Genomic DNA, 22,657 nt, shown 5'->3' on the forward strand with positions numbered 1-22,657 from the left:
ATGAAAAACTTCTGGTGGCTGTTTGCACACACTCTCAAAGGAATTACAAAAAGCAAAAAACAGCTCATTCTTTATATCGGGGCTCCGCTGATCGGCGTCTTCCTCTCCTTCATGACCAATGCCAACGGCGGAGCCGAAACGCTCAATATCGGCATTCTCGATCAGGACGGCGGAGAAGTGGCACAGGATACGGTCACGTTTTTAAAAGGACTGGATCATGTGAAGATTTCGGAGGAAACGGATGCGTCCGCCTCATCAAAGATCGCTTCAGGAAAAATGGAGGCGCTCATTACGTTTGAAAAAGGCTTCTCCCAAAGCGTAAAAGACGGGAAACCGTCTCACATCGGCATGACCTCGCTGAAGGGCGCCCAGGTCACCGGATATGTCAGCTCTTATTTGTACAATTATATGAACAGCGCCGCCTCAATCGGCAAATCTTCCGGCGGAGACGAGAAAGCCTTTCAGGCGATGTACGCCGATTTCAAGCATTCTCCGATTCAAACGGAGTCCGCTGTTTTGAAAGATACTTCGAACCATAAAGAAATGACTTACTCAGTCATCGGGTATCTCATTATCATTATGCTCTATTCCGCCGGCAACCTGACGGAACTGATGATTAAAGAGAGAGAAAACAGGACGTACTACAGGCTTCTGTCAACGCCGATCACGTCAAAGCAGTATGTATTGGCGAATGCGGCAGTGAATATCATTATCATGGCCGTCCAAATTATATTCGCCGTTCTCTTTATGGGCGCCGCTTTTCATATTCATCCGTCATTCCCGCTGTGGCAGCTGTTCGTCCTGATGATGCTGTTTGCATTAAGCGCAATCGGGATCGCCTTTATTGCCGTCGGTTTTTCCAACAGCAGCTCTTCGGCATCGGCGCTTTTGAACTTGATCGTTGTACCGACATGCTTGCTCGCCGGCTGCTTTTTTCCGGGCAATATTATGCCGAAAACAGTGCAGACAATCGCCGAATTTCTGCCTCAGCGCTGGGTGCTTGATACGGTCGATCAATTGCAGCACGGCCGCACGCTCCAAAGCCTGACGCTGAACATCATCATTTTGGGAGCCTTCGCCGCCGCCCTGTTATTAATAGCCGCATACAGGTTCAGCGTAAAACGTCAGACACAGACATTTATGTAAAGAAAAACAGCCCCGTAAAGGGCTGTTTTTTCTTAGAACAGAAGCTCGTCCGGATTCGGGCCGACACGCTCGTCTTTGTTCAATGCGCTGATCTTTTCCATTTCTTCCTGTGACAGTTCGAAATCAAAAATATCGGCATTTTCTATGATGCGGTGCTCTTTAATTGATTTCGGAATGGTAACGACTTCGTTCTGAAGATCCCAGCGCAAAATCACTTGAGCAACCGATTTGTTATGTTTTTCCGCAATTTGTGACAGCACTTCGTTATCGAGGAGCTGTCCCTGCATCAATGGAGACCACGCTTCCACTTGAATGCCCTGCGCTTTGCAGAAATCTCTTACTTCTTTTTGAGTCAGGCGCGGGTGGAATTCAATCTGGTTGACCATCGGCTTGATTTCAGCATCTTTCAGCAGTTCTTCTAAATGATGCACTTGGAAGTTGCTGACGCCGATGGCGCGGATTTTTCCGTCTTTGTACAGCTTTTCAAGAGCGCGCCATGTGTCTTTATATTTATCCTTGCCCGGCCAGTGAATCAGGTAAAGGTCGAGGTAATCGAGGCCGAGGCGCTCAAGGCTTTTCTCAAACGCGTCAAGTGTCGTTTCGTATCCTTGATCTTCATTCCACACTTTTGACGTGATGAACAGCTCTTCTCTGGCAACGCCCGCAGCTCTGATGCCTTCGCCGACACCCTCTTCATTTTTATAAATAGCCGCCGTATCAATGCTGCGGTAGCCGTTTCTGATTGCCGCTTCGACGGAGTCCGCCGCTACGCTTCCGTTTTCCACCTTGAAGACGCCAAGGCCGAACCACGGCATTTCAACGCCATTATGAAGCTTTACAGTATCTTTTAAGCTTTTTGCCACGTTGAACCATCCTTTCTAGTCATTATGTAAACGGTTATTATTATCTCACATTTCCGCCGTAAGAAACCAATTATACGCTCATCGTTATCACAAAAACCATCTTTAGTGCCCAAGCACCACTGACGTTATTATTTTCCTATTTTTCAAAAATTACGGTTAATCGGGTAACTGTCCGGGTAAATCGCTACTGTAGCCACCACACAATTGAAGGAGGAAATCATATGAAACGTATGCGTATCCCGATGTCCGTTGCCCTTGGCGCCGCTTTGTCTCTGACTCCTCTGTCCTTTGTATCCGCAAAAGAAAACCCGGCCCCTCAAAACATGGCTCAGCAAACATCAGATGTCTCAACAAAAGATGTCGGATTAAACATTGACGTTGACCTGCTCGGCATCGGCAATTCGATTGCTGACGCGATTAAGTCGGCGCAAAACCGTGACGGCTTCGTCAAAAACTTAATGGAATCTTCATTCTACGCTTCCGGACAAAAATATAATGTCATGGTGTTTAATTTAAGCCAGGAATATGAAGATCATTTTAACGGCGTTCAGTTTTACGGTTCCGCCGTTTATGACGGCATCACGTACGGCATTTGGGTGTTTGAAGACGGAAGCTTCACCAACAAAGGAGATGGCGGCTGGATCAACTGGGCCTTCAGAGGCTGGTTTGACCGCGACGGCGATCACGTCGAATTCCATCGTCCGTAATCTAAAAAAGTCCGGCGAACAGATGCCGGACTTTTTTTATTCATCTCCGTCAAGCATGGCCGCTTCCACATCATTGATGTATTGGCGAAGCTCATGCGACATGTCGCGGGAAATTTCCCGCTCTTCGAATAATGTTTGGATTTCGTTGCGGATGGCCTGCACGGCCCGCAGTTTGATTTCGAGTTTTTGATTTTCAAAACGGCGGCTCGGACTCTGTTCATGATACGAGTGCCCCAGCCTAAAAATCAAGTGATTGTAAAAGGAAATGACGGCAAGCGTCACATCTTTATTTTCTTCAGTCATGTGTTTTTTCAGGCTTTCAATGGCCGCTTTTGCCGTTTTAACCCTTGTGGAGCGAATGAGGCCTTCTTCATTTAAAATCGACATTTCCGGCTTTTTATGTTCGCCGAAAAAGATCCAGTACATCAGGCGTTTCAGCTTTTTCTTAGATAAGCCGACTTTAAACGGGTTCGTATAAAGCACTTCCAGTTCATCAAACCGTTCCTGAAGGCTGTCAGCCGTTTCTTCCGGTATGTCGCCCCGCTCAATCAGCCGCAGCAATTCTTCCTGTTCTGCCTGAATCCCTTGGGCGCGGACTTTCCGCTCATCTTTTTTCGTGCGGTTTTTGACGGTGAACTGCTGAAACCTGAGATTTTTCATTTTCTCATTGTATTCGGCAATGACCGCAAAAGAAGCCGTTTTGTTTGACTCATTCATATTTTCTTTAATGGCGGTTAAGGCAGCCTTTATCAGCTTCCGTCTCGCTGTCAGCAATTTGACTTTCTTTTCTTTCACATTGTCTTCCGGCTTATCTGTCAAAATCGGCAGAACGATTGTCGCCAGCACCAATGTGCACAAAATAACGCCCGCGGCTAAAAAGAGAATCAAATTCCGTTCAGGAAACGGTGAGCCGTCAGAGAGCACGTAAGGAATGGAAAAGGAACCCGCAAGCGTGACCGCTCCCCTGACGCCTGAAACCGAAATCAGCAGGGTCGAGCGCAGGCCGGGTTTATAAATGCTCTGATCCTTGTTAAAAAACCACTTGCCGTTCCAAAAAAACAGCACCCACAAAAACCTGAGAATCATTAACGTCAGCGTAATGACGATAATGTACCCGATGACCATCATATTGTTAAACGCGGTATCATTAAAGATGACGGAAACCACATCCGGTATTTGCGCACCTAAAATAACGAAAACAAGACCGTTCAGAATGAACAAAATAATATTCCACGTACTTGAAGAGACGATTTGCAGTTTGACCATCGTTGATTCAAGACGGTCCTGCTCCACCGCATGCGTGATGCCGCCGGCCACAACCGCTAAAATGCCGGAAACGCCGATTTCTTCAGCCGCGAGATAGATGACGAACGGCGTCAGAATTTGAATCAGCATATGCATCGTGACATCCTGCATGCCGAGGCGCCGCATAAACAGCCGGAAACGGATAATCAAAAAAGAAATGACGACACCGCTTAGTAAACCGCCGGCTGAAATCAGAACGAAACTGAACGCGGCTTGCGCCAGCGAAAATGCGCCCGTCACGGCAGCCGCAATCGCAAATTTAAAAGCGACCAGGCCGGATGCGTCATTCATCAGCCCTTCTCCTTCAAGGAGACGCAGAATGCCTTTTGGCATCTTCACACGCCCTGACAGCGCGCTGACCGCGACAACGTCAGTCGGTGACAGTATCGCCGCCAGCCCGAACGCGGCGGCCAGCGGAATGCTCGGAATCATCCAATGAATCGTGTAACCGCCGACAATTACCGTGGCAAACACAAGCCCGAGCGCAAGCAGCAGAATCGGCGCTCTTAAATTCCAAAGTTCCGCACGCGGCGTCCGTTTTCCATCGTTAAAAAGCAGCGGCGCGATAAACAAAACAAAAAACAATTCAGTATTCAGTTCAAAATGAAGCCCCTGCGGAAATGACGCCGCAATGATACCGAGCGCCACCTGAATCAGAGGCACCGGGATAAAGGGGACAAACCGATTTACGATATTTGAGATCGCGATAATGGTTAAAAGTACGAGTACGACTAAAAATATGTCCAAAGCTGACCTCCTTCATCTGCTGCATCATATCATTATTGCCTGTTCTCTGCCCTTGTCAAAGGCCGGAGCCGATGATCGGGCAGATTCAATATATTTTCCGCACGCAACCATTCTCCTTTTATTTTACCCGTTTTTATTTAAAATTTCTCATAACGCGCTCACGGCGAACTTTTTTTGCCTTCAGCTACATTTTTTCCGGAAAAAGAAAAAGCCTGTTTTCTCTGAAAACAGGCTTTTTCGCAAGCTGCGTCATCTGTTTCATGACGCGGGGCAGCGTTTATGCTGCTTAGTAAAGGATAGAGAACGCACCGCCAGTGTGTCTCTATCCTTGGTTTTAAGAGCTCATCTTATTCGTGAAAATTCGTGCCGTCTGTCGTCGCTTTAATGATGCCGGCGCGGATGACGAAATCGCCGAAGTGTTCGCCTTCCTCACGCTCTTTCGCGTAGCGCGGGAGAATGGTGCGAAGCTCATTCAGAATTTCCTCTTCACCGATATTTTCCCGGTACATTTTGCTCAAACGGCTGCCGTCAAACGCCGCTCCTAAATACATATTATATTTTCCGGGCGCCTTTCCGATAAATCCGATTTCGCCGAGCGCATGGCGGGCGCAGCCATTCGGGCACCCGGTCATACGGATGGTGATTTCTTCATCCCGCAGCCCGTTTTCGTCAACAATGTCTTCAATCTTATCAATCAGCTTCGGCAGATACCGCTCTGCTTCGGCCATGGCGAGCCCGCATGTCGGAAGCGCGACGCAAGCCATTGAACTGCGGCGGAGGGCGGAATGCTGCCGGCCGTCTGTCAGACCGTATTGTTCGATTAATGCGCTGATTTGTTTCTTTTTCTGGCTCGAGACATTGCCGATAATCAGGTTTTGATTAGAGGTGAGACGGAAATCTCCCGTATGGACTTTGGCGATTTCACGCAATCCCGTCATCAGCTTATAATTCTCATAGTCCGTGACGCGGCCGCCTTCGATGAACATCGTAAAGTGCCATTTCCCTTTTACGCCCTTCACCCATCCGTAACGGTCGCCGTTATGGTCAAAATGATAAGGTTTTGCTTCATCCAGCTGCCAGCCGAGGCGGTTTTCCAGCTCGGCTTTTACGTTTTCCAGCCCGAGACGGTCAACGGTGTACTTGAATCTGGCATTCTTTCTGACGGAACGGTTTCCGTAATCGCGCTGAATCGTAATGGTTTTTTCCGCTACATCATACAGCTGCTCCGGTTTGCAGAAGCCGATGACTTTTGAAAGCTGCGGATAAGTGGCCGTATCGCCGTGCGTCATTCCCATACCGCCGCCGATTGCCACGTTGAACCCGATAAGACGGCCTTCCTCCACGATGGCAATGAAGCCGAGATCTTGAGAAAAGACATCGATATCATTGGACGGAGGCACGGCGATTCCGATTTTGAATTTCCTCGGCAAATACAGCGGCCCGTACATCGGTTCCGTTTCCGTGTCAGGAGTTCCCGCCACACGTTCCTCATCAAGCCAGATTTCATGATAGGCTCTCGTGCGCGGAAGAAGGTCATCGCTCAATTTCTTCGACCATTCGTATACTTCCGCATGAATTTCAGACTGGTGCGGATTTGAAGCGCACATGACGTTTCGGTTGACATCTCCGCAGGCCGCAATGGTATCAAGCAGCGCCGCATTGATTTTCTGAATCGTTTTTTTCATGTTCCATTTTAAAATTCCGTGCATTTGGAACGTTTCACGCGTTGTCAGCTTCAATGTATTGTTTCCGTATTTTTGCGCCAGTTCATCCATGACAAGCCATTGTTCCGGAGTTGACACGCCGCCTGGCATCCGGACGCGCAGCATGAACTGATAAGCCGGTTCAAGCTTTTGTTTTTGACGTTCATTACGGAGATCGCGGTCATCCTGCAAGTAGCTTCCGTGATGCTTCATCAGCCGGTTGTCATCGTCCGGGATGCCGGCTGAAATCCGGTCGAGCATGACTTCTTTCAATGTGCCGCGCAAATAATCGCTTTTTTCTTTAATTTCCTCAACATCACTTGGAGGGCCTTCCGGCGCTTTTAAAATGTTGTTCACCATGCTGAATAAGCTCCTTTCAAACCAAAATCAATATACGTCACGCTGATAGCGTTTTTTCTGCTGCATGTCTGCCAGGAAGCTTTCCGCTTTTTCACGGCTCATGCCGCCTTCTTCCTGAATGATATCGAGAAGCGCCTGGTGCACGTCATGCGCCATATGCTGTTCATCACCGCAGATGTATACGGCGGCTCCCTGCTGCAGCCATTCATACAGCTCTTTGCTTTGTTCTTTCATGCGGTGCTGCACATATACTTTTTCCTCCGAATCCCGGGAAAAAGCGACGTCCATTTTTGTAAGAACACCGTTTTGCAGCCATTTTTGCCATTCCGTCTGGTACAGAAAATCAGTGACAAAGTGCTGATCCCCGAAAAACAGCCATGTTTTCCCTTCAGCTCCGGTTTCTTCACGCTCCTGCATAAAGGAACGGAACGGTGCGATGCCTGTCCCCGGCCCGACCATAATGATCGGTGTATCCGGATTTTCCGGCAGCTTGAAGTTTTGGTTGTGCTGAATGTAAATCGGAAGCGTATCTCCCGGCTGGAGTCTTTCCGCACAAAGAATGCTGCAGACGCCTTTGCGTTCTCTGCCGTGCGCGTCATATCTGACCGCTCCGATTGTCAGATGCACCTCTTCCGGATTCGCTTCTAAACTGCTTGCGATCGAATAGAGCCGGGCCGGCATTTTACGCAGGATGGAAAGAAAGTCTTCCGCGGAAGCTTCCCACGGACCGAAATCCCGGACGAGATCGAGCAGATCACGGCCGTTGGTGTATGCTTTCAGCTGCTCTTCGTTTCCTTCGGCCAGAAGTTCACTCAGCTTTTGATCAGCCGTAAACTGTGCGGCCTTTTGCAAAAGCGGCTTTGTTAAGACGGTAATTTCAAAATGAGAAGTAAGCGCGTCTTTCAGCGGACGGCGCTCTCCTTGTTTATTCACCGCCACTTCCTGTTCCGGATTCCATTTCAGCTCATTGATCAGCTCATCAACGAGCGCCGGATCATTTTCCGGATAGATGCCGAGGCTGTCTCCGGGCTGATACGCGAGGCCCGATCCTTCAAGCGAAAGCTCGAGATGACGTGTTTCTTTATTTGAACCGCGTCCGTTCAGATTGATGTTCTCAAGAACCTCCGCCCGAAACGGGTTCGTTCTGGAATAAACGGATTCACCGAGAGCGGGCGTCTCGGCAGGCGCTTCGGCTGTTTGATTTCCCGCTCCTTCGTTCAAACCGCCGATGACCGCGTCAAGCCATTCCGAAAACGGCTCATCATAATCAAGATCGCAATCAACCCGCGGCGCAAGCTGGGTGCCGCCGAGCTCTTGAAGACGCTCGTCAAACTCTTTGCCGGTCTGGCAGAAAAATTCATACGAGCTGTCCCCGAGCGCCAAAACGGAGTAACGGAGCGCTTCAAGCTTCGGCGCGCGTCTGCCGTGAAGAAATTCATGAAAGGCCAGCGCGTTATCCGGCGGATCGCCTTCTCCGTGTGTGCTCACCACGATCAGCAAATTGTTTACTTTTTTCAGATTATTCGGCTTAAAATCGTTCATCGACGCGACGGTGACCTGGAATCCCCGTTCCTCAAGCGTCTTTACCGTCTGTTTCGCAAGACCTTCCGCATTTCCCGTTTGCGATCCGTATAATACGGTCACTTCTTTCGAGACTGCCGGGCTTTCTGCAGGAGCCGGAGCAGCGGGCGCGGCTGTTTCACCGGATTCGGACCGGGCCGCAGCCAAATAGCCGCTCAGCCAGATTTTCTGTGATTCTGTCAAGGTCGGCAGAAGGCGGTTAAGGAGCTCTGCCTGCTCCTGATTAAACGGACTGTTCATGACCTGAAGTTGCAACGATATCCACCTCACAAGGAATTAAACGTAACGTACGTTATTTCTATAGGAATTGTCAAAATAATATTCTAATTGAAACTTTACCGAAAGTTTGTATGTAAGTAAAATATATAATCATGATGACAACGATTAAGATTACTAATGATAAAAAGCCCTTTGCACTCAGCAAAGGGCTTATACGAATAAGCCGGCGGGCACTTCTTTTATAAAAGGAGAGGGTTCTCCCGGAGACAATACGGTCAAATGATGCATCGCCCGCGTACAGGCCGTATATAACAGCTTACGGTCATGTTCGCTATTGTACTGGGCAGCAGAGGCGTCAGCGGCGATGACGGCGTCAAACTCAATGCCTTTTGCCAAATAAACGGGAATGACGCATACCCCTTTTTGAAAAGGCTGGTTTTCTTTATTGATTAAACGGACACCGCTCTCGGCGCTGACCGCCTGAAACACTTTTTTGGCTTCCGCGGCCGTTTTGCAGATGACGGCGACCGTCTCCCAGCCTTTTTGTCTGAGCTCCCGGATTGTATCCGCCAATTGTTCCCGCCGCGCATTTTCTGTATCCGTCCGCAAAACACGCGGTTTTTCCCCGTTCCGGTTAAAAGGCTCAATGTCATCGCCGTCAGCCAGCAGCGCTTTCGTAAATTCAACAATCTGCCGCGTCGATCTGTAAGTCCGCTTCAGGCTGACATACTTTTCTGCACCATTGCGAAAGCAGCCGGCGAGGGAAGAAGGGCCCGTAATGGTATGGGCATAAATCGACTGGCTGACATCACCGAGCACCGTCATCTTTGCCGCCGGGAAGATGGTTTGAATATACGTGAGCTGAAATGGGGAATAATCCTGCGCTTCATCAATGAAGACGTGCTTCATTTGTGTGTTTTTTCTTTTTCCTTCTAACAGATCCTGCAAATACAGATACGGAGCGGCATCTTCATACGGAAGCGACCGTTCTGCAAATGCGTTTCCGGTCAAAGCGCCGATGCTCTCCCAATGATCGGGCTTTTCATCAGCTCCCCAGTCTGAAAACAGCCGGAGATACATCCGTTTTATATCGAGAAAGCCGAGCCGTCTGACGGCCTGCTTAATCGGTTTAAAGGCTTTGCCGACAATAATGGCGCCAAGCAGGCGCTGTTCGCGCTGATGGTCGTCAAATGCAGGTTCATCATCTGCCGCCTGCTTCTTGAGTGTTTGATAAACCTCAGCATAGTCTTCCTTATCAAGCAGCTCGCTCTCCTGCAAGACCCATTCCTTCTTACGCTCCTTTTTTTCGAGAGCGCTGATTTCCGCGAGAAGCCATTCCGCCGTCAGCTCCGCTCTGTTCGGAATCGGCAGCTGCTGATCAAGCGAATAAAAATAGGCTTCAATCCGCTCTTTTGAAATCAGGATGTCTCCCCGGAAGCTGATCTGTTTACATTTCAGGCCCGAGACCGAAAGCGACCCGGCATAGCGGTCAATCATGGCCTGAAAAGCTGATGACGCTTTGTAAGCAATGGCTGCGAGCCTTACGGAAAGTGCGTCCTTATTTTGTTCAGTCAGGCAATATTCAAGCTGCTCGTACGGGCTTTCACAATCAAACTTTCGTCCGAGCCGGCGGATGATATATTCCTGAAAGGTGGCCTGCTCCATATTCTCTTCTCCCAATTCCGGCAATACGGCGGACACATAACTGTTGAACAAAATGTTCGGGGAAAACAATACAATCTGACGGGCATCAAGCACCCCGCGCCCGCGGTACAGCAAGTAAGCGGCCCGCTGAAGCGCCGCGGATGTTTTCCCGCTTCCGGCGGCTCCCTGAACGATGAGATATTTGCTTTTTTCATCCCGGATGATTTCGTTCTGTTCTTTTTGGATGGTTGACACGATGTTTTTCATATGCTGTCCGGAATGGCCGCTCAGCACCTCTTGCAGCATTTCGTCACCAATCGTCATATCCGTGTTAAACATCGCTTTAAGCGTCCCGTTTTTAATGATAAACTGCCGCTTCAGTGTGATGTCTCCCTCTATCGTTTCTTCCGGAACTTCATAGCGGGCTTTTCCCGGGGAATATTGATAGTAAAGAGATGAGATGGGCGCGCGCCAATCATAAATGAGAAATTGCTCGTTGTTTTCATCCATTAAAGAAGTCAGCCCGATATAAATCCGCTCGGAAGAGGACTCCCCTTTTTCCGTAAAATCGACACGGCCGAAGTAAGGAGAGGTTTTCAGCTTTTGGATTTTTTGAAGCTGCCGGTATTGAAGCCGATGCGTCCGTTCACGTTCTGAAAGCATTTCCGCCTGCTGTTTAATGCTTAAAAATGTCTCAGCCGCTTCGTGGGCATCATCCATATTCACGGTGACATCATCCCAAAACGTTTTTCTCAGGCCGACAATATCCTGCTTCAATCCGCCCGATGAGGCTTCAAGATGAGTTTGTTTCTGTTCCAGTTCCTTCATGACAAAATTGATTCTTTCCTGCTCTTCTTTCCACTCTTTATCACGTTTTGCCATCAGCGGCACCTCCGACATCAAGCTGACAAGTCCGGCTTTCATCATACAAACATATATGCAACATATTATTCAGCATTATGGTCAAATACCCTTTTTCTTATCATATCGGGCGTCTTTTTTTATCAGAAGCCGTTATGCAAAAAAACCGATTTCGTTTGTGAAATCGGTTTTTTTACTGTTCTATATGATAGGAACGAATCGGCAGGCGCCACCTGAACACATAACTGCAGATGCGGCATGCCACAAGCACAAGAAACAGCACATACAAACCGGCGGCATCCCCGGCCCAGCCGAGGCCCACGATTAACCCTCCGAGCGCGGCCCAGACTGCATAAATTTCCGCCTTGAGCACAAGCGGCTTTCTGCCCGCGAGCAAATCCCGTATGATGCCGCCCCCGCTGCCGGTCAGGACCGCTGCCGCAATCACCGCACTGAGCGGATGGCCCATTTTCACGGCATATAAAGCGCCTTGGATGGCAAACGCCGAAAGCCCGATGGCATCGGATAGGTTGCCCCATTTACTCCAATGCCTTAACAGCAGCTTCGGAAACAAAAAGACAATCGTAACTGATGCGAGAGCGATTTGAAAAAACGCGCCTTGCTCCCACAAGGCGGAGACCGGAACACCGATCAGCAGGTTTCGGATGGCTCCGCCGCCGAACGCCGTTACAATCCCCAAGATATACACGCCTAAAATATCATACTCCTCTTCCATCGCAACAATCGCTCCGCTGACCGCAAACGCAATGATGCCGATTACACTAAGCAGCTCCCAGGCCATTCCATATGCTCCTTTTTATTTGTTAAATTTTCTGACGACCATTAGATTTTATAATCGCTTTCTCTTAAAATCAACCTTATTTTTGAAAGATTCTGATTCCTGATCCGGGACAACCTCATCCGCAACGGCTGAAAGCAAGAATATTTTCCTATTTTATACTTTAATGGAAGGTTTATTGGAAGTTTCATTGAATACTTTCTCTAACAAAAAGGGGGTTATGAGATGAAAATCAGTTCACTTGTTTTTCCTGTTTTATTGGCCGCCGGATTAATTCCCGGCCTGCCGTCAGCCGAAAGCCATACGCATTCGCACACTCATGCGGAGCCGGCGAAAACGGTGTATACGGACCCGCTTCCGAAAGCCGATCATTTTAAAGATCTGAAAGGCCCGGTCCAAGTTGAACAGACGGTTGACACAAAAATTCTGGATGAGAACGGCAAGCAGGCCGGCACGAAACGATTCAATGCCAATGTCAGTCAGGATAAAGCCTCAACTAAAGCCAGCACGGGCTCCCAGAAGGTCAGAGTGCTGGCGGTGGCGGACGCTGAATACCGCGCCAAATACAGCGACTGGCAAACGCGAATCGTCCAGATCGTGGAGCAGGCGGATGTCGCTTTTAACCGTGATCACAACATTGATTTCGTCGTACAGGCCGTGCAGGCTTGGAATTCTTCCGGCTCAAACAGTTCTCAGATTTTATCGAATCTCCAAAGCAGCTTCAGAAATCAAAATTATCATTTTGTCGTCGGTTTTACCGCAAAATCGAGTTTTGACGCCGGCGGTATCGCGTATGTATATAACGGCAAACCGAGCGGCCCGGCTTTCAGCGTGAACCTTGATCAAGGAACGGCCAACACGGCGAAAGCGGCACAGCACGAGTTTTCCCATAACTTCGGACTTCAGCATGACGCCCAAGGCAGCGGCATCCGCTGCGTCATGAATTATGATTATGCCTATTCCGTGGATATTTGGGACAGCTCCCATAACAGACAGATTGCGACAAACAAAGCTTGGTACAAATAATAGAAAAAGAGCCGCTCCCATGGAGCAGGCTCTTTATTTTGCCGTGCGTTCCGTTTTGACAAAACACATGCAGATAATAATGAGAATAAATGCCGTCAATGCCAAGAAAGGAATGGTAATGAAACCGAACCAGTTAATATATTCAGATGAGCAAGGCACGCCGTAGACACACGGCTTGATGCCGCTGAAACCGGGCACCTTCTGCTCAAGGTAATGCATGGTCGATATAAATGCGCCGATGACGGCCATCGGCAGCACATATTTTTTCACGCGCGTGTCACCCTGGAAGGTGGCGATTCCTAAAATCAGGACAAGCGGGTACATGAGAATTCTTTGATACCAGCACAGCTCGCACGGTATGAATTTTCTGATCTCGCTGAAATAAAGGCTGACGAGCATGGCAGCAAGAGCTATCACCCAAGAAGCATATAAAAACACGATTCTATTTTTCATTTTTCAGCTCTTTCTTAATCGTTTTTGAAATCTCATCATATTTAGAGAAGTCATTAATCACCTTGTCATTTACATAAATCGTCGGTGTCGCCGTAATGTTTAATTTATCATTCAGGTCAGTGTCAGCTTTCAGCTCTTTTGCGAAGGTTTCTTTATCAAGGTTTTCCTTCAGCTTGTCAGGATCAACCTTTTTCGCGGTGCTTTTGACCGTTTTTTCAAGCAATGCAGGCGTGACCCATTCCTGTTCGCTTGACGGCTGCTCTTCAAACAGCTTCTCATGGAAAGTCCAGAATGATGCCGGGTCTTCCTTCCACACCTCTTCTGAAGCAAGAGCCGCCAGACGCGAGCCGCTTCCGTGGTACATGACGTTCACAAATGAAAATTTCACGTCGCCTTTATCGATAAAATCTTTTTTGATTTTCGGAAAGATATCGCTGTTAAATACTTTGCATGACGGACATTTGTAATCTCCGAATTCAACTACCGTAACAGGCGCGCTGTCTTTGCCGAGCACGGGCTGTCCTTTAATGGAAGGCTGTTCGGCGACTGTTTCGCCCGCTTTTTCCGTTTGGTTGTTAATAATTACGATGGCCGCAAATAAAACGACAACGATTAACGTCAGAATCACCGCAAATTTCGCAGACGATTGTTTCTTTTTCACTCAGACACCTCATTGTTTTTAAAATAAAAAAGAAGCGGATGCCGGATGGCCCGCTTCTCTATTTTACCAAGACAACCTTGTTTAAGAAAACCCTGAAAAACGAATTATCTTTGACAATTATTCCGCTTTCACTCTCATGACGCGCATCGCGTTGGCAACGGCGATCAGCGTGACGCCTACATCTGAAAAGACCGCTTCCCACATGGTGGCGAATCCGAATGCGCCAAGCAAGAGAAAAATGATTTTTACGCCTAAAGCAAATCCGATGTTCTGCCAGACGATCCGGCGTGTGCGGCGTGCAATCCGGATGGCTTCGGCTGCTTTTGACGGCTGGTCTGTCATCAGGACGACATCGGCCGCTTCGACGGCGGCATCAGAGCCGAGAGCCCCCATGGCAGCTCCGATGTCAGCTCTGGCAAGCACAGGCGTATCATTAATCCCGTCGCCGACGAACATCAGTTTTTCATTCGGTGCAAGCGCCGCTTCAAGTTCTTCGACGCGGTCTACCTTGTCACCCGGCAAAAGCTCTGTGTACACGTCATCAATACCGAGCTCTCGGCCGACAGCTTCTCCGGTCTGCTTTGAATCACCCGTCAGCATCACTGTCCGCTTCACGCCGAGCGCTTTTAAATTGGCAATGGCCTGTTTGGCGTCCTCTTTGACTTCGTCGGCGATCACGATCGCCCCCGCATACCGCTGATCAACGGCGACATAGACGACGGTTCCGTTATTTTCAGCTGTGCCGGAAGCGATTTGTTCTTTTGCCATCAATTTTTGATTTCCGGCCAAAATCGTTGACCCGCCGGTTTTCACCCGAATGCCGTGTCCGGGTATTTCTTCATATTCTTCAATCTCCTCAGCCGCGAGCGGTTGATTGTAAGCTTCGCGGATGGAAGAAGCAATCGGATGATTGGAATGGACTTCTGCAAGCGCGGCTGCATGAAGCAGGCTGTCATTCGTAAATCCTGCCGCCGGTTTGATATCAGTAACGGCGAAATTGCCTTTCGTTAAGGTTCCCGTTTTATCAAACACGGCGTATGCCACCTGATTGAGCGCTTCTAAATAGTTGCTGCCTTTCACGAGCACCCCTGCTTTAGACGCAGCCCCGATACCGCCGAAAAACCCGAGCGGAATGGAGACGACGAGTGCGCACGGACAAGAAATCACAAGGAAAATCAGCGCGCGGTACACCCAGTCGGATAGCGCGGCTGAAGGCACGAGAAGCGGCGGTAAAAAGGCGAGAAGCACCGCAACAATGACAACGGCCGGTGTATAGTACTTGGCAAACTTCGTAATAAAGTTTTCCGTTTTCGCTTTGCGTCCGGCCGCATTTTCGACCAGATCCAATATTTTTGACACGGCAGAGTCTTCATACCCTTTAGAGGTTTCAATATGAAGCACGCCGTTCTGATTCATAAATCCGGCCATCACATCTTGCCCCGGCTCCGCTTTTCTCGGCACGGATTCGCCCGTTAAAGCGGATGTATCAACCATCGAAGAACCGCTCAGCACCTTTCCGTCCAGCGGAATCCGTTCTCCGGGATTCACGACGATGACCTGTCCGACTTTGACGTCCTGCGGCGGAACGGCAGCCATGCCGTTTTCCGATTTCACATTGGCGTACTCAGGACGGATGTCCAATAACGCGCTGATCGATTTTCTGGATCGGCTGACGGCCGCTCCCTGAAACAGTTCACCGATTTGGTAGAACAGCATGACCGCGACGCCTTCCGGATACTGATGAATCACAAATGCGCCGATCGTGGCAAGCGCCATCAGAAAATGCTCATCAAATACCTGGCCGCGGACAATATTTTTTCCCGCTCTGGCTACGATATCGCCGCCGATGATCAAATATGAAGCAAAAAAGAGCAGAAACTCAAGGACGGCGCCCGTGTGCGCGAAGTAAGCGATGACGGCCAAAACGGCGCCCGCCGCCAATCTCACTAACATCAGCTGCAGCTTTTTGCGGTATTCATCCTCACCGGGTTTGTCTTCGTGCTTCGAACGAACGGTCACATGAGGATCAATGGACTTTACTTTTTTCGCGACTTCATCTTTCATCCATTGCTCGTTTTTCCCGCCGGCTGAGACCGTGATGGTGCTTGCCGCAAAATTGACAGCACAGCCGTCTATGCCGTCAATGGCTTTTACGCCGTTTTCTATTTTTTTTGCACAGTTGCTGCAATCAAGTCCGTCTAATACAAATTCACCTTTGGCTGCTTTCATTTTCGACTCACCCTACTTTCCGTAATAGGATTCCCATAACATCAATACAGGTAAACGAATTTATATATATGAACATATACTCATATAAGTGTTTTCTCTATTATATGCAGGCTTTGAATAAAGTGTCAATAAAAAAGACAAAACCGGCATCAGCCGATTTTGTCTTTTTTCACCTTCTGTAAACGCAAAGCATTAAGCACGACCGATACCGAGCTGAATGCCATGGCGGCGCCTGCCACCCACGGAGCCAGAAAGCCGGCTGCCGCAATCGGAATGCCGATGCTGTTGTAGCCCAATGCCCATCCTAAATTCTGCTTGATGTTTCTCATGGTCAGCCTGCTCATGCCGATGGCGTCGGCAATGCCGTTCAGGTCTCCGCGGATCAGCGTAATGTCCGCTGCTTCCATTGCGATATCGGTGCCGGTGCCGATGGCCATTCCGATATCGGCCACAGCCAGCGCCGGAGCATCATTGATGCCGTCACCGACCATCGCCACGCGCCGGCCTTCTTTTTGCAGCCGGGAAATTTCCGCCGCCTTTTGTTCGGGAAGCACTTCGGCGATCACGCTGCCGATGCCCGCGGCTTTTGCAATGGCTTCCGCGGTCTTTTTGTTGTCACCGGTCATCATGATGACGTCAAGCCCCATATCATTCAGACGTTTCACCGCGGCCGGAGATGTTTCTTTAATGGTATCGGCGACTGCGATAAGCCCCGCCGCTTTGCCGTCTGCCGCAATAAGCATCACCGTTTTTCCTTCCGCCTCCAAGCGGGCCATGTGCGGAAGCAGCGCTTCATGTTCAATATGCTCTGATTCCATCAGCCGTCTTGATCCGGCTAGAATCGTTCTGCCGTCAGCCTCTGCATAGATTCCGGAACCGATCCGGGCTTGAAACCGGGTGAGTTTCGGGATGGAAATCCCCCGTTTTTCGGCTCCTGACACGATGGCTTCTCCGAGCGGGTGCTCTGATCCCGTTTCGGCGGCCGCCGCCAGCCGCAGGAGTTCCTCTTCGTTCATTCTCTCTGCCGGTACGGCATCTGTCAGAACCGGTCTGCCGTTTGTCACCGTTCCTGTTTTATCCAGTACGATTGTCGTCAGACGCTGGGTCTTTTCTAAATGCTCACCGCCTTTAAAGAGAATGCCGAATTCAGCTGCACGGCCGGAGCCCGCCATAATGCTCGTCGGAGTGGCGAGCCCCAGTGCGCACGGACAGGCAATGACAAGCACGGCGATGAATTTGCCGATCGCTTCAGAAAACTGTCCCGGCGCCGCCCATACATACCAAATGAGAAAAGTCAGCACGGCCAGCCCCAGCACAATCGGGACGAAAATGCCTGAAATGTGATCCGCGAGCCGCTGAATGGGGGCTTTTGATCCTTGGGCTTCTTCCACGATTTTAATAATGTGTGCAAGCGCGGTATCTTTCCCGACATTCACCGCTCTGATTTTGAGAAAGCCGTTTGCATTGATCGTCGCCCCTGTGACGGTGCTTCCGGGAGACTTATCGACAGGCATGCTCTCTCCCGTAATCATCGATTCATCAATCGCGGAATGGCCTTCAATCACTTCGCCATCGACAGGAACGCGTTCTCCAGGTTTCACGTATACGATATCCCCCGTCCGGACCTCGTCAATCGGAATCACCTGTACTTTGCCGTCCCGCTCAACCGCCGCCGTCTTCGCCTGAAGCTTCATTAGCTTTTTAATCGCTTCTGATGAGCGGCCTTTTGCTTTCATCTCTAAAAGCTTTCCAAGCAATATCAAAGTCAGCAAAATGGCGCTCGTTTCATAATAAAGCCCCTCAGCATGTCCGTCTCGCCCGAGAGACGCAATCGTCATGTACAGGCTGTATGCGTAAGCGGCCGTCGTTCCGAGCGCAACGAGAACATCCATATTGGCGCTTTTGTTTCTCAGCGCCTTGTACGCTCCCGTATAAAAAGGCCAGCCGATGACGAGCTGCACCGGGGTGGCAAGCGCAAATTGCAGCCACGGATTCATCAGGATATCCGGCATCCAGATAAAAGAAGTAAAAGAAAAATGGCTGACCATCGACCATAAAAGCGGAAAGGAGAGAACGGCAGAAAATATGAGCCTGATCAGCTGCTTTCGCTGCTCTTTCTCCTTTTGGGATAATCCGCCGTCTCCATCAACCGCTTTCTTCCCGTCTAATCGGTAGCCGAGTTTTGCCACGGTCTCTTTCAGCTCTTTCGGCGTCACCTCTTTCGGATTGTATTCAACGGTGACTGTTTCCAGGGCGAAATTCACCGGTGCGCTCACAACGCCCTCTGTTTTGTTCAGGCGCTTTTCAATCCGGTTGGCGCAAGCGGCGCACGTCATGCCTTCAATCTGAAACTCGGCTTTTTCCGTCACGACGTGATAGCCGAGTTTTTCAATTTTATCCTTTATGGCGCCAGCTTCGATTTTGTCAGGCTGATAAGAAATATTTGAGGTCTCAAGCGCAAGATTGACTGAAGCGTCATTGACGCCGTCCATCCGTTTCAGCCCTTTTTCAATTCTTGAAGCGCAGGCGGCGCATGTCATGCCCCCCACTTGAATGGTCATTTCTTTCGGTTCACTCAATGTCCTCATCTCTCTTCATAAACCCCACGGGGGTATAATTATGATAAAAGAAAACCGCGCCCGTTCCCGCAGCGCGATAAACCTTATACGACGTCATACCCTTGATCTTCAATTGCGTCTTTTATATCTGATACGGAGACTTTGTTCTCATCAAACGTCACATCCACCTGTCCGGCTTCCAATTTCACCTGAACCGCCGTCACTCCGTTCAGTTCTCCCACTCCGGTCTCTACTGCTTTTACGCAGTGCTGACAGGACATGCCTTCCACTTGCAGTGTTTTTTGTTCCATGATGATTCCCTCCACGTCTTGTTTTTTCTTCTTCATGTTACCATACCCCTGTAGGGTATTTCAAAACATTTTATTTTACGATTTTGCGATTTTTTTCACAACATCAAGCAGCTCGGCAATCGCCTGCTCCCCGTTTCCGCTCTCAATGGCGCCGGCTACGCAGTGATGGGCGTGATCTTCCAGCAGATGAAACGCGACTTTCTGCATGGCCGCCTGCACGGCTGAAATCTGCACGAGAATATCCACGCAGTATCGTTCGTTATCCACCATATTCTGAATGCCCCTGACTTGGCCTTCAATCCGTTTCAGCCGGTTCAGGATCTGGTCTTTTTCTTTGGCGCTTTTATGATTTAACGATTGATGCTCGGTATGTTTGTCCATTTTCCACCTCGGTTTTTTTCTTCGTTATCTTCATTATACAGACTTGAAAATCCGGTGTAAAAAATTTTCAACACACAAGTTTTACCAGTACACCCGCGGGGTATATAATGTTATCACATATCAAGAGGGGGAAATTCATTGAAAACGATACAGGTTGGCATATTGGGATATGGTTTGTCGGGTAAAGTCTTTCATGCGCCGCTTTTGGACGTCCTTGATGATTATCAGATCAAAAAAGTCATGACCTCCAGAACGGATGAGGTCAGACGTGATCTGCCGGGGGCTGAAGCCGTGCGCGCGATTGAAGACATTACCGGTGATCCTGACATTGATCTCGTCATCGTTACGACACCGAGCGGAATGCATTATGAATCAGCGATGAAATGTCTCCTGGCGGGAAAACACACCGTCGTGGAAAAACCGATGACGGCGACTTCAGCAGAAGCGGAGGAACTGAGAAGAACGGCTGAAGATAAAGGCGTCTTACTGAGCGTGTACCACAACCGGCGCTGGGACAATGACTTTTTAACGATACAAAAGCTGATTCGGGACGGGGCGCTTCAAGACATTCATACATATCAAGTCAACTACGATCTGTACAATCCGGTTGTCCAAGAAAGATGGCGCGAAAAAAGCGGACCCGCCACGGGAACGCTGTATGATCTCGGTTCACATATTATTGACCAGACACTCCTGCTTTTCGGAATGCCGGAATCCGTCACGGCACATGTGATGAAACAGCGGGACAACAGTGAAACCGTCGATTATTTTCTGGCCGCGCTCCATTACGGCAAACTTCAGGTCATTCTTCAATCCGGCTCTATGAATGCGGCAAACGGCCCGCGCTATCAGATTCACGGACGGAATGCAAGCTTTATCAAATACGGAAAGGACGGACAGGAAGAGGCGCTTTCAGCCGGCCAAAAGCCGATTGACGACAGCTGGGGCGCCGATGACCCTGACAACTTCGGAGAGCTGACAATCGCAGCGGATGAAAAAAGGCATACAGAAACAATCCCCTCTGAGAACGGCTCTTACCTTACGTACTACAAACTGCTGGCGGACAGCATCTTAAACGGAAAACAGCTTCCCGTTACGGCAAAAGAAGGCATCGATGTCATCCGTGTCATTGAAGCGGCGATGAAAAGCAGCGAGCAAAAACGGACGATTGCCCTTTAATATAAAAAACCTCCCTGCCGACGGCGGGGAGGTTTTTTTTAAGATCAGAATGATTTTCCGGCTTCTTTCGCGCGGGCAATCGCATCTTCTTTAATTTGCTGTGCTTTATTCGGTTCAGCATTATGGCCTTCAACGATTAAACCGTCAAAAGAAGGAACGCCGAAGAAGTTCATCATGATGCCGATGTAACGGTGGCCCATTTCCATGTCAGCCGCCGGGCCTTCAGAGTAATAGCCTCCGCGCGCCTGAATGTGGAGCGCTTTTTTGTCAGTCAACAGACCGATCGGGCCTTGCTCTGTATATTTGAATGATTTTCCGGCTACAGCCACAGAATCAAGGTACGCTTTCATAACAGGCGGGAATGAGAAGTTCCAAAGCGGTGTGACGAATACGTATTTGTCAGCTGACGCGAATTGATCGCTCAGCTCGTTCAGACGGCCGACTTTCGCTTTTTCGTTTTCAGAAAGCTCTTCAAATCCTGTGCCTGATTGAAGTTTTCCCCAGCCGCTGAATACATCCGCGTCGATATGAGGAATGTTCTCTTTGTAAAGGTCGATATGTACAACCTCATCATTCGGGTTTGATTCTTTATAAGAATCGATAAACGCTTTTCCTGTCGCCATGCTGTAAGATGTCTTTTCATCATGAGGATGAGCAGTGATATAAAGTACTTTTGCCATTGTAAACAGCCCTTTCGTTTTCAAATTACACACACATTTATTATGAAATATGAATGTTTTTTTATACTGATCAGTTCTGTAATAATTATAGTTACAAAAAATTCTTTTCGCAACAATAATATCTCGAAATCAGTATATTTTTTAAAAAAGGCTGCAAGAAGTGCCTCCAGCAAATCGAAAAAAACCCGAGTTAAGCAAATTTCGACAAAGAAAAGACCGATCTTGACCACCTTAAGGCTAAATCGGCTGTTTCATTTCAGATAATGTATTCGTGCAAAATGTTCCTGCTCTTATATTAGAGACAAACGATTTCCGCTTAATACGTTCGTATTTATCACACTCTTTTATTGCAGGTCTGCTTGCCAGTTTAACAAACGCTTCATTTTCTGTTCTGTTTCACCTTCTTGGCGAGGTTGGTAAATGGTTAATTTTAGTTCAGGCGCATCGTACACCTGAAGAGTAATATGGTCCATAATCATTTCTCCAACTAAAGGGTGCAGAAGTGTTTTTTTGCCGCAAGGAGTACCTAGAACTTCATGCTTAGGCCACCAATTACGAAACTCAGGGCTCTTATTGGTAAGTTCTTTAATGATATCTTTAAACCACTCATCACCGACAAAACGTGTATAGGCTAAACGAAATTGAGCAATCAAGCGTTGCGCATGATCTTCCCAATTAAGAAAGAGCTCTCGGTATTCTTTAGACGTAAAGCAACGCCGGACTGCATTACGATCTCGATCATTCATTTTATCAAAATCACCAAAAACCACCGCAGCAGCTTTATTCCAGCTTACTATGTTCAATTTTTCGTCGGTTACATAGGTAGGGCAGTATTCTAATTGACTCAATACATTTTTCAGGACGCTATTTACACTTTCAACGAGCGGTCTTCCCGCCTTAGATAGCAATGGCTGATTCGCTAATAAAAATAGATGCTCTTTTTCCTCTTCATTTAACCTGAATACACGCGAAATAGCCTCCAATACGTCTGAAGATACCTGTATATCACGCCCTTGCTCTAACCATGTATACCAAGTTATTCCTATCCCTGCCAGCTGAGCTGCTTCTTCTCGGCGCAGTCCTTCTGTTTTTCTGCGCGGCCCAATCGGTAAACCAAAGTCTTGAGGAGATAATCGCGCCCGTCGTGTTTTTAAGAAATCCCCTAGTTCTTTCCTTCTTTCTTTGTCACTTAACATGAACTTCTCCCCTTATAAGTAGTAGTTTTAATAATAGGATAAACACAC

General features: G+C 48.7%; 18 protein-coding genes. 4 read left to right on the plus strand and 14 right to left on the minus strand.

Annotated features, from left to right (window positions below; all coding sequences use genetic code 11):
• Entirely contained in the window at positions 1–1,146 is a 1,146-nt protein-coding gene (locus HAP68_RS15555; protein WP_003151747.1) for an ABC transporter permease, read from the plus strand.
• Between the two features lie 32 nt (positions 1,147–1,178).
• Here the strand turns inward: HAP68_RS15555 and HAP68_RS15560 are convergent, their stop codons facing one another.
• Positions 1,179–2,009: an aldo/keto reductase gene (locus HAP68_RS15560; protein WP_007410023.1), complete on the minus strand. Its 831-nt coding sequence runs from the start codon at positions 2,007–2,009 to the stop codon at positions 1,179–1,181.
• Between the two features lie 221 nt (positions 2,010–2,230).
• Here HAP68_RS15560 and HAP68_RS15565 point away from each other — a divergent pair, with 221 nt between their 5' ends.
• On the plus strand, positions 2,231–2,716 hold the full coding sequence (locus HAP68_RS15565; RefSeq protein WP_184123319.1) for a stress protein: 486 nt from the start codon (positions 2,231–2,233) through the stop codon (positions 2,714–2,716).
• Positions 2,717–2,752: 36 nt separating this feature from the next.
• Here HAP68_RS15565 and HAP68_RS15570 read toward each other — a convergent pair whose 3' ends face one another.
• From HAP68_RS15570 to HAP68_RS15590, 5 genes are all read right to left on the minus strand, one after another.
• On the minus strand, positions 2,753–4,768 hold the full coding sequence (locus HAP68_RS15570) for a Na+/H+ antiporter (protein ID WP_003151737.1): 2,016 nt from the start codon (positions 4,766–4,768) through the stop codon (positions 2,753–2,755).
• Between the two features lie 347 nt (positions 4,769–5,115).
• Positions 5,116–6,831: an assimilatory sulfite reductase (NADPH) hemoprotein subunit gene (gene cysI, locus HAP68_RS15575; RefSeq protein WP_003151735.1), complete on the minus strand. Its 1,716-nt coding sequence runs from the start codon at positions 6,829–6,831 to the stop codon at positions 5,116–5,118.
• Between the two features lie 27 nt (positions 6,832–6,858).
• Positions 6,859–8,667 (minus strand): assimilatory sulfite reductase (NADPH) flavoprotein subunit, encoded by a 1,809-nt coding sequence (locus HAP68_RS15580; RefSeq protein ID WP_015387718.1) that lies wholly within the window; start codon positions 8,665–8,667, stop codon positions 6,859–6,861.
• A gap of 174 nt (positions 8,668–8,841) precedes the next feature.
• Positions 8,842–11,157 (minus strand): RNA polymerase recycling motor HelD, encoded by a 2,316-nt coding sequence (gene helD, locus HAP68_RS15585; RefSeq protein ID WP_015387717.1) that lies wholly within the window; start codon positions 11,155–11,157, stop codon positions 8,842–8,844.
• A gap of 172 nt (positions 11,158–11,329) precedes the next feature.
• Positions 11,330–11,938, minus strand: coding sequence for a trimeric intracellular cation channel family protein (locus HAP68_RS15590; protein ID WP_003151732.1), 609 nt, complete (start codon positions 11,936–11,938; stop codon positions 11,330–11,332).
• A gap of 222 nt (positions 11,939–12,160) precedes the next feature.
• On the opposite strand from HAP68_RS15590, the gene HAP68_RS15595 reads away from it, so the two are divergent.
• On the plus strand, positions 12,161–12,961 hold the full coding sequence (locus tag HAP68_RS15595; RefSeq protein ID WP_024085792.1) for a zinc-dependent metalloprotease: 801 nt from the start codon (positions 12,161–12,163) through the stop codon (positions 12,959–12,961).
• Positions 12,962–12,994: 33 nt separating this feature from the next.
• Here the strand turns inward: HAP68_RS15595 and HAP68_RS15600 are convergent, their stop codons facing one another.
• The 6 genes from HAP68_RS15600 to csoR all read right to left on the minus strand — a co-directional run bounded on the left by HAP68_RS15600 (position 12,995) and on the right by csoR (position 19,554).
• Positions 12,995–13,414: a disulfide oxidoreductase gene (locus tag HAP68_RS15600; protein WP_014418879.1), complete on the minus strand. Its 420-nt coding sequence runs from the start codon at positions 13,412–13,414 to the stop codon at positions 12,995–12,997.
• Complete coding sequence (locus HAP68_RS15605; protein ID WP_007613765.1) at positions 13,404–14,075, minus strand: DsbA family protein; 672 nt, start codon at positions 14,073–14,075, stop codon at positions 13,404–13,406. The genes HAP68_RS15600 and HAP68_RS15605 overlap by 11 nt, the downstream gene beginning before the upstream one ends.
• A gap of 117 nt (positions 14,076–14,192) precedes the next feature.
• Complete coding sequence (locus HAP68_RS15610; RefSeq protein WP_003151728.1) at positions 14,193–16,304, minus strand: heavy metal translocating P-type ATPase; 2,112 nt, start codon at positions 16,302–16,304, stop codon at positions 14,193–14,195.
• Between the two features lie 149 nt (positions 16,305–16,453).
• Entirely contained in the window at positions 16,454–18,883 is a 2,430-nt protein-coding gene (locus HAP68_RS15615; RefSeq protein ID WP_015387715.1) for a heavy metal translocating P-type ATPase, read from the minus strand.
• An 83-nt stretch (positions 18,884–18,966) separates the two neighbouring features.
• Complete coding sequence (copZ, locus tag HAP68_RS15620) at positions 18,967–19,173, minus strand: copper chaperone CopZ (protein ID WP_015240581.1); 207 nt, start codon at positions 19,171–19,173, stop codon at positions 18,967–18,969.
• A 75-nt stretch (positions 19,174–19,248) separates the two neighbouring features.
• Positions 19,249–19,554 (minus strand): copper-sensing transcriptional repressor CsoR, encoded by a 306-nt coding sequence (gene csoR / locus HAP68_RS15625; protein WP_003151723.1) that lies wholly within the window; start codon positions 19,552–19,554, stop codon positions 19,249–19,251.
• Between the two features lie 138 nt (positions 19,555–19,692).
• Between csoR and HAP68_RS15630 the strand changes: the two genes are divergently transcribed.
• Entirely contained in the window at positions 19,693–20,733 is a 1,041-nt protein-coding gene (locus HAP68_RS15630) for an oxidoreductase (protein ID WP_024085793.1), read from the plus strand.
• A 44-nt stretch (positions 20,734–20,777) separates the two neighbouring features.
• Here HAP68_RS15630 and azoRB read toward each other — a convergent pair whose 3' ends face one another.
• Together azoRB and HAP68_RS15640 are read right to left on the minus strand one after the other, a co-directional pair.
• Positions 20,778–21,413, minus strand: a complete 636-nt coding sequence (azoRB, locus tag HAP68_RS15635; protein ID WP_003151719.1) for an FMN-dependent NADH-azoreductase AzoRB — start codon at positions 21,411–21,413, stop codon at positions 20,778–20,780.
• A 344-nt stretch (positions 21,414–21,757) separates the two neighbouring features.
• Positions 21,758–22,609: a helix-turn-helix transcriptional regulator gene (locus HAP68_RS15640; protein WP_014305818.1), complete on the minus strand. Its 852-nt coding sequence runs from the start codon at positions 22,607–22,609 to the stop codon at positions 21,758–21,760.
• Positions 22,610–22,657: the final 48 nt, after the last annotated feature.

This window comes from Bacillus sp. Bvel1, from assembly GCF_014872755.1.
Lineage (GTDB): Bacteria > Bacillota > Bacilli > Bacillales > Bacillaceae > Bacillus > Bacillus velezensis.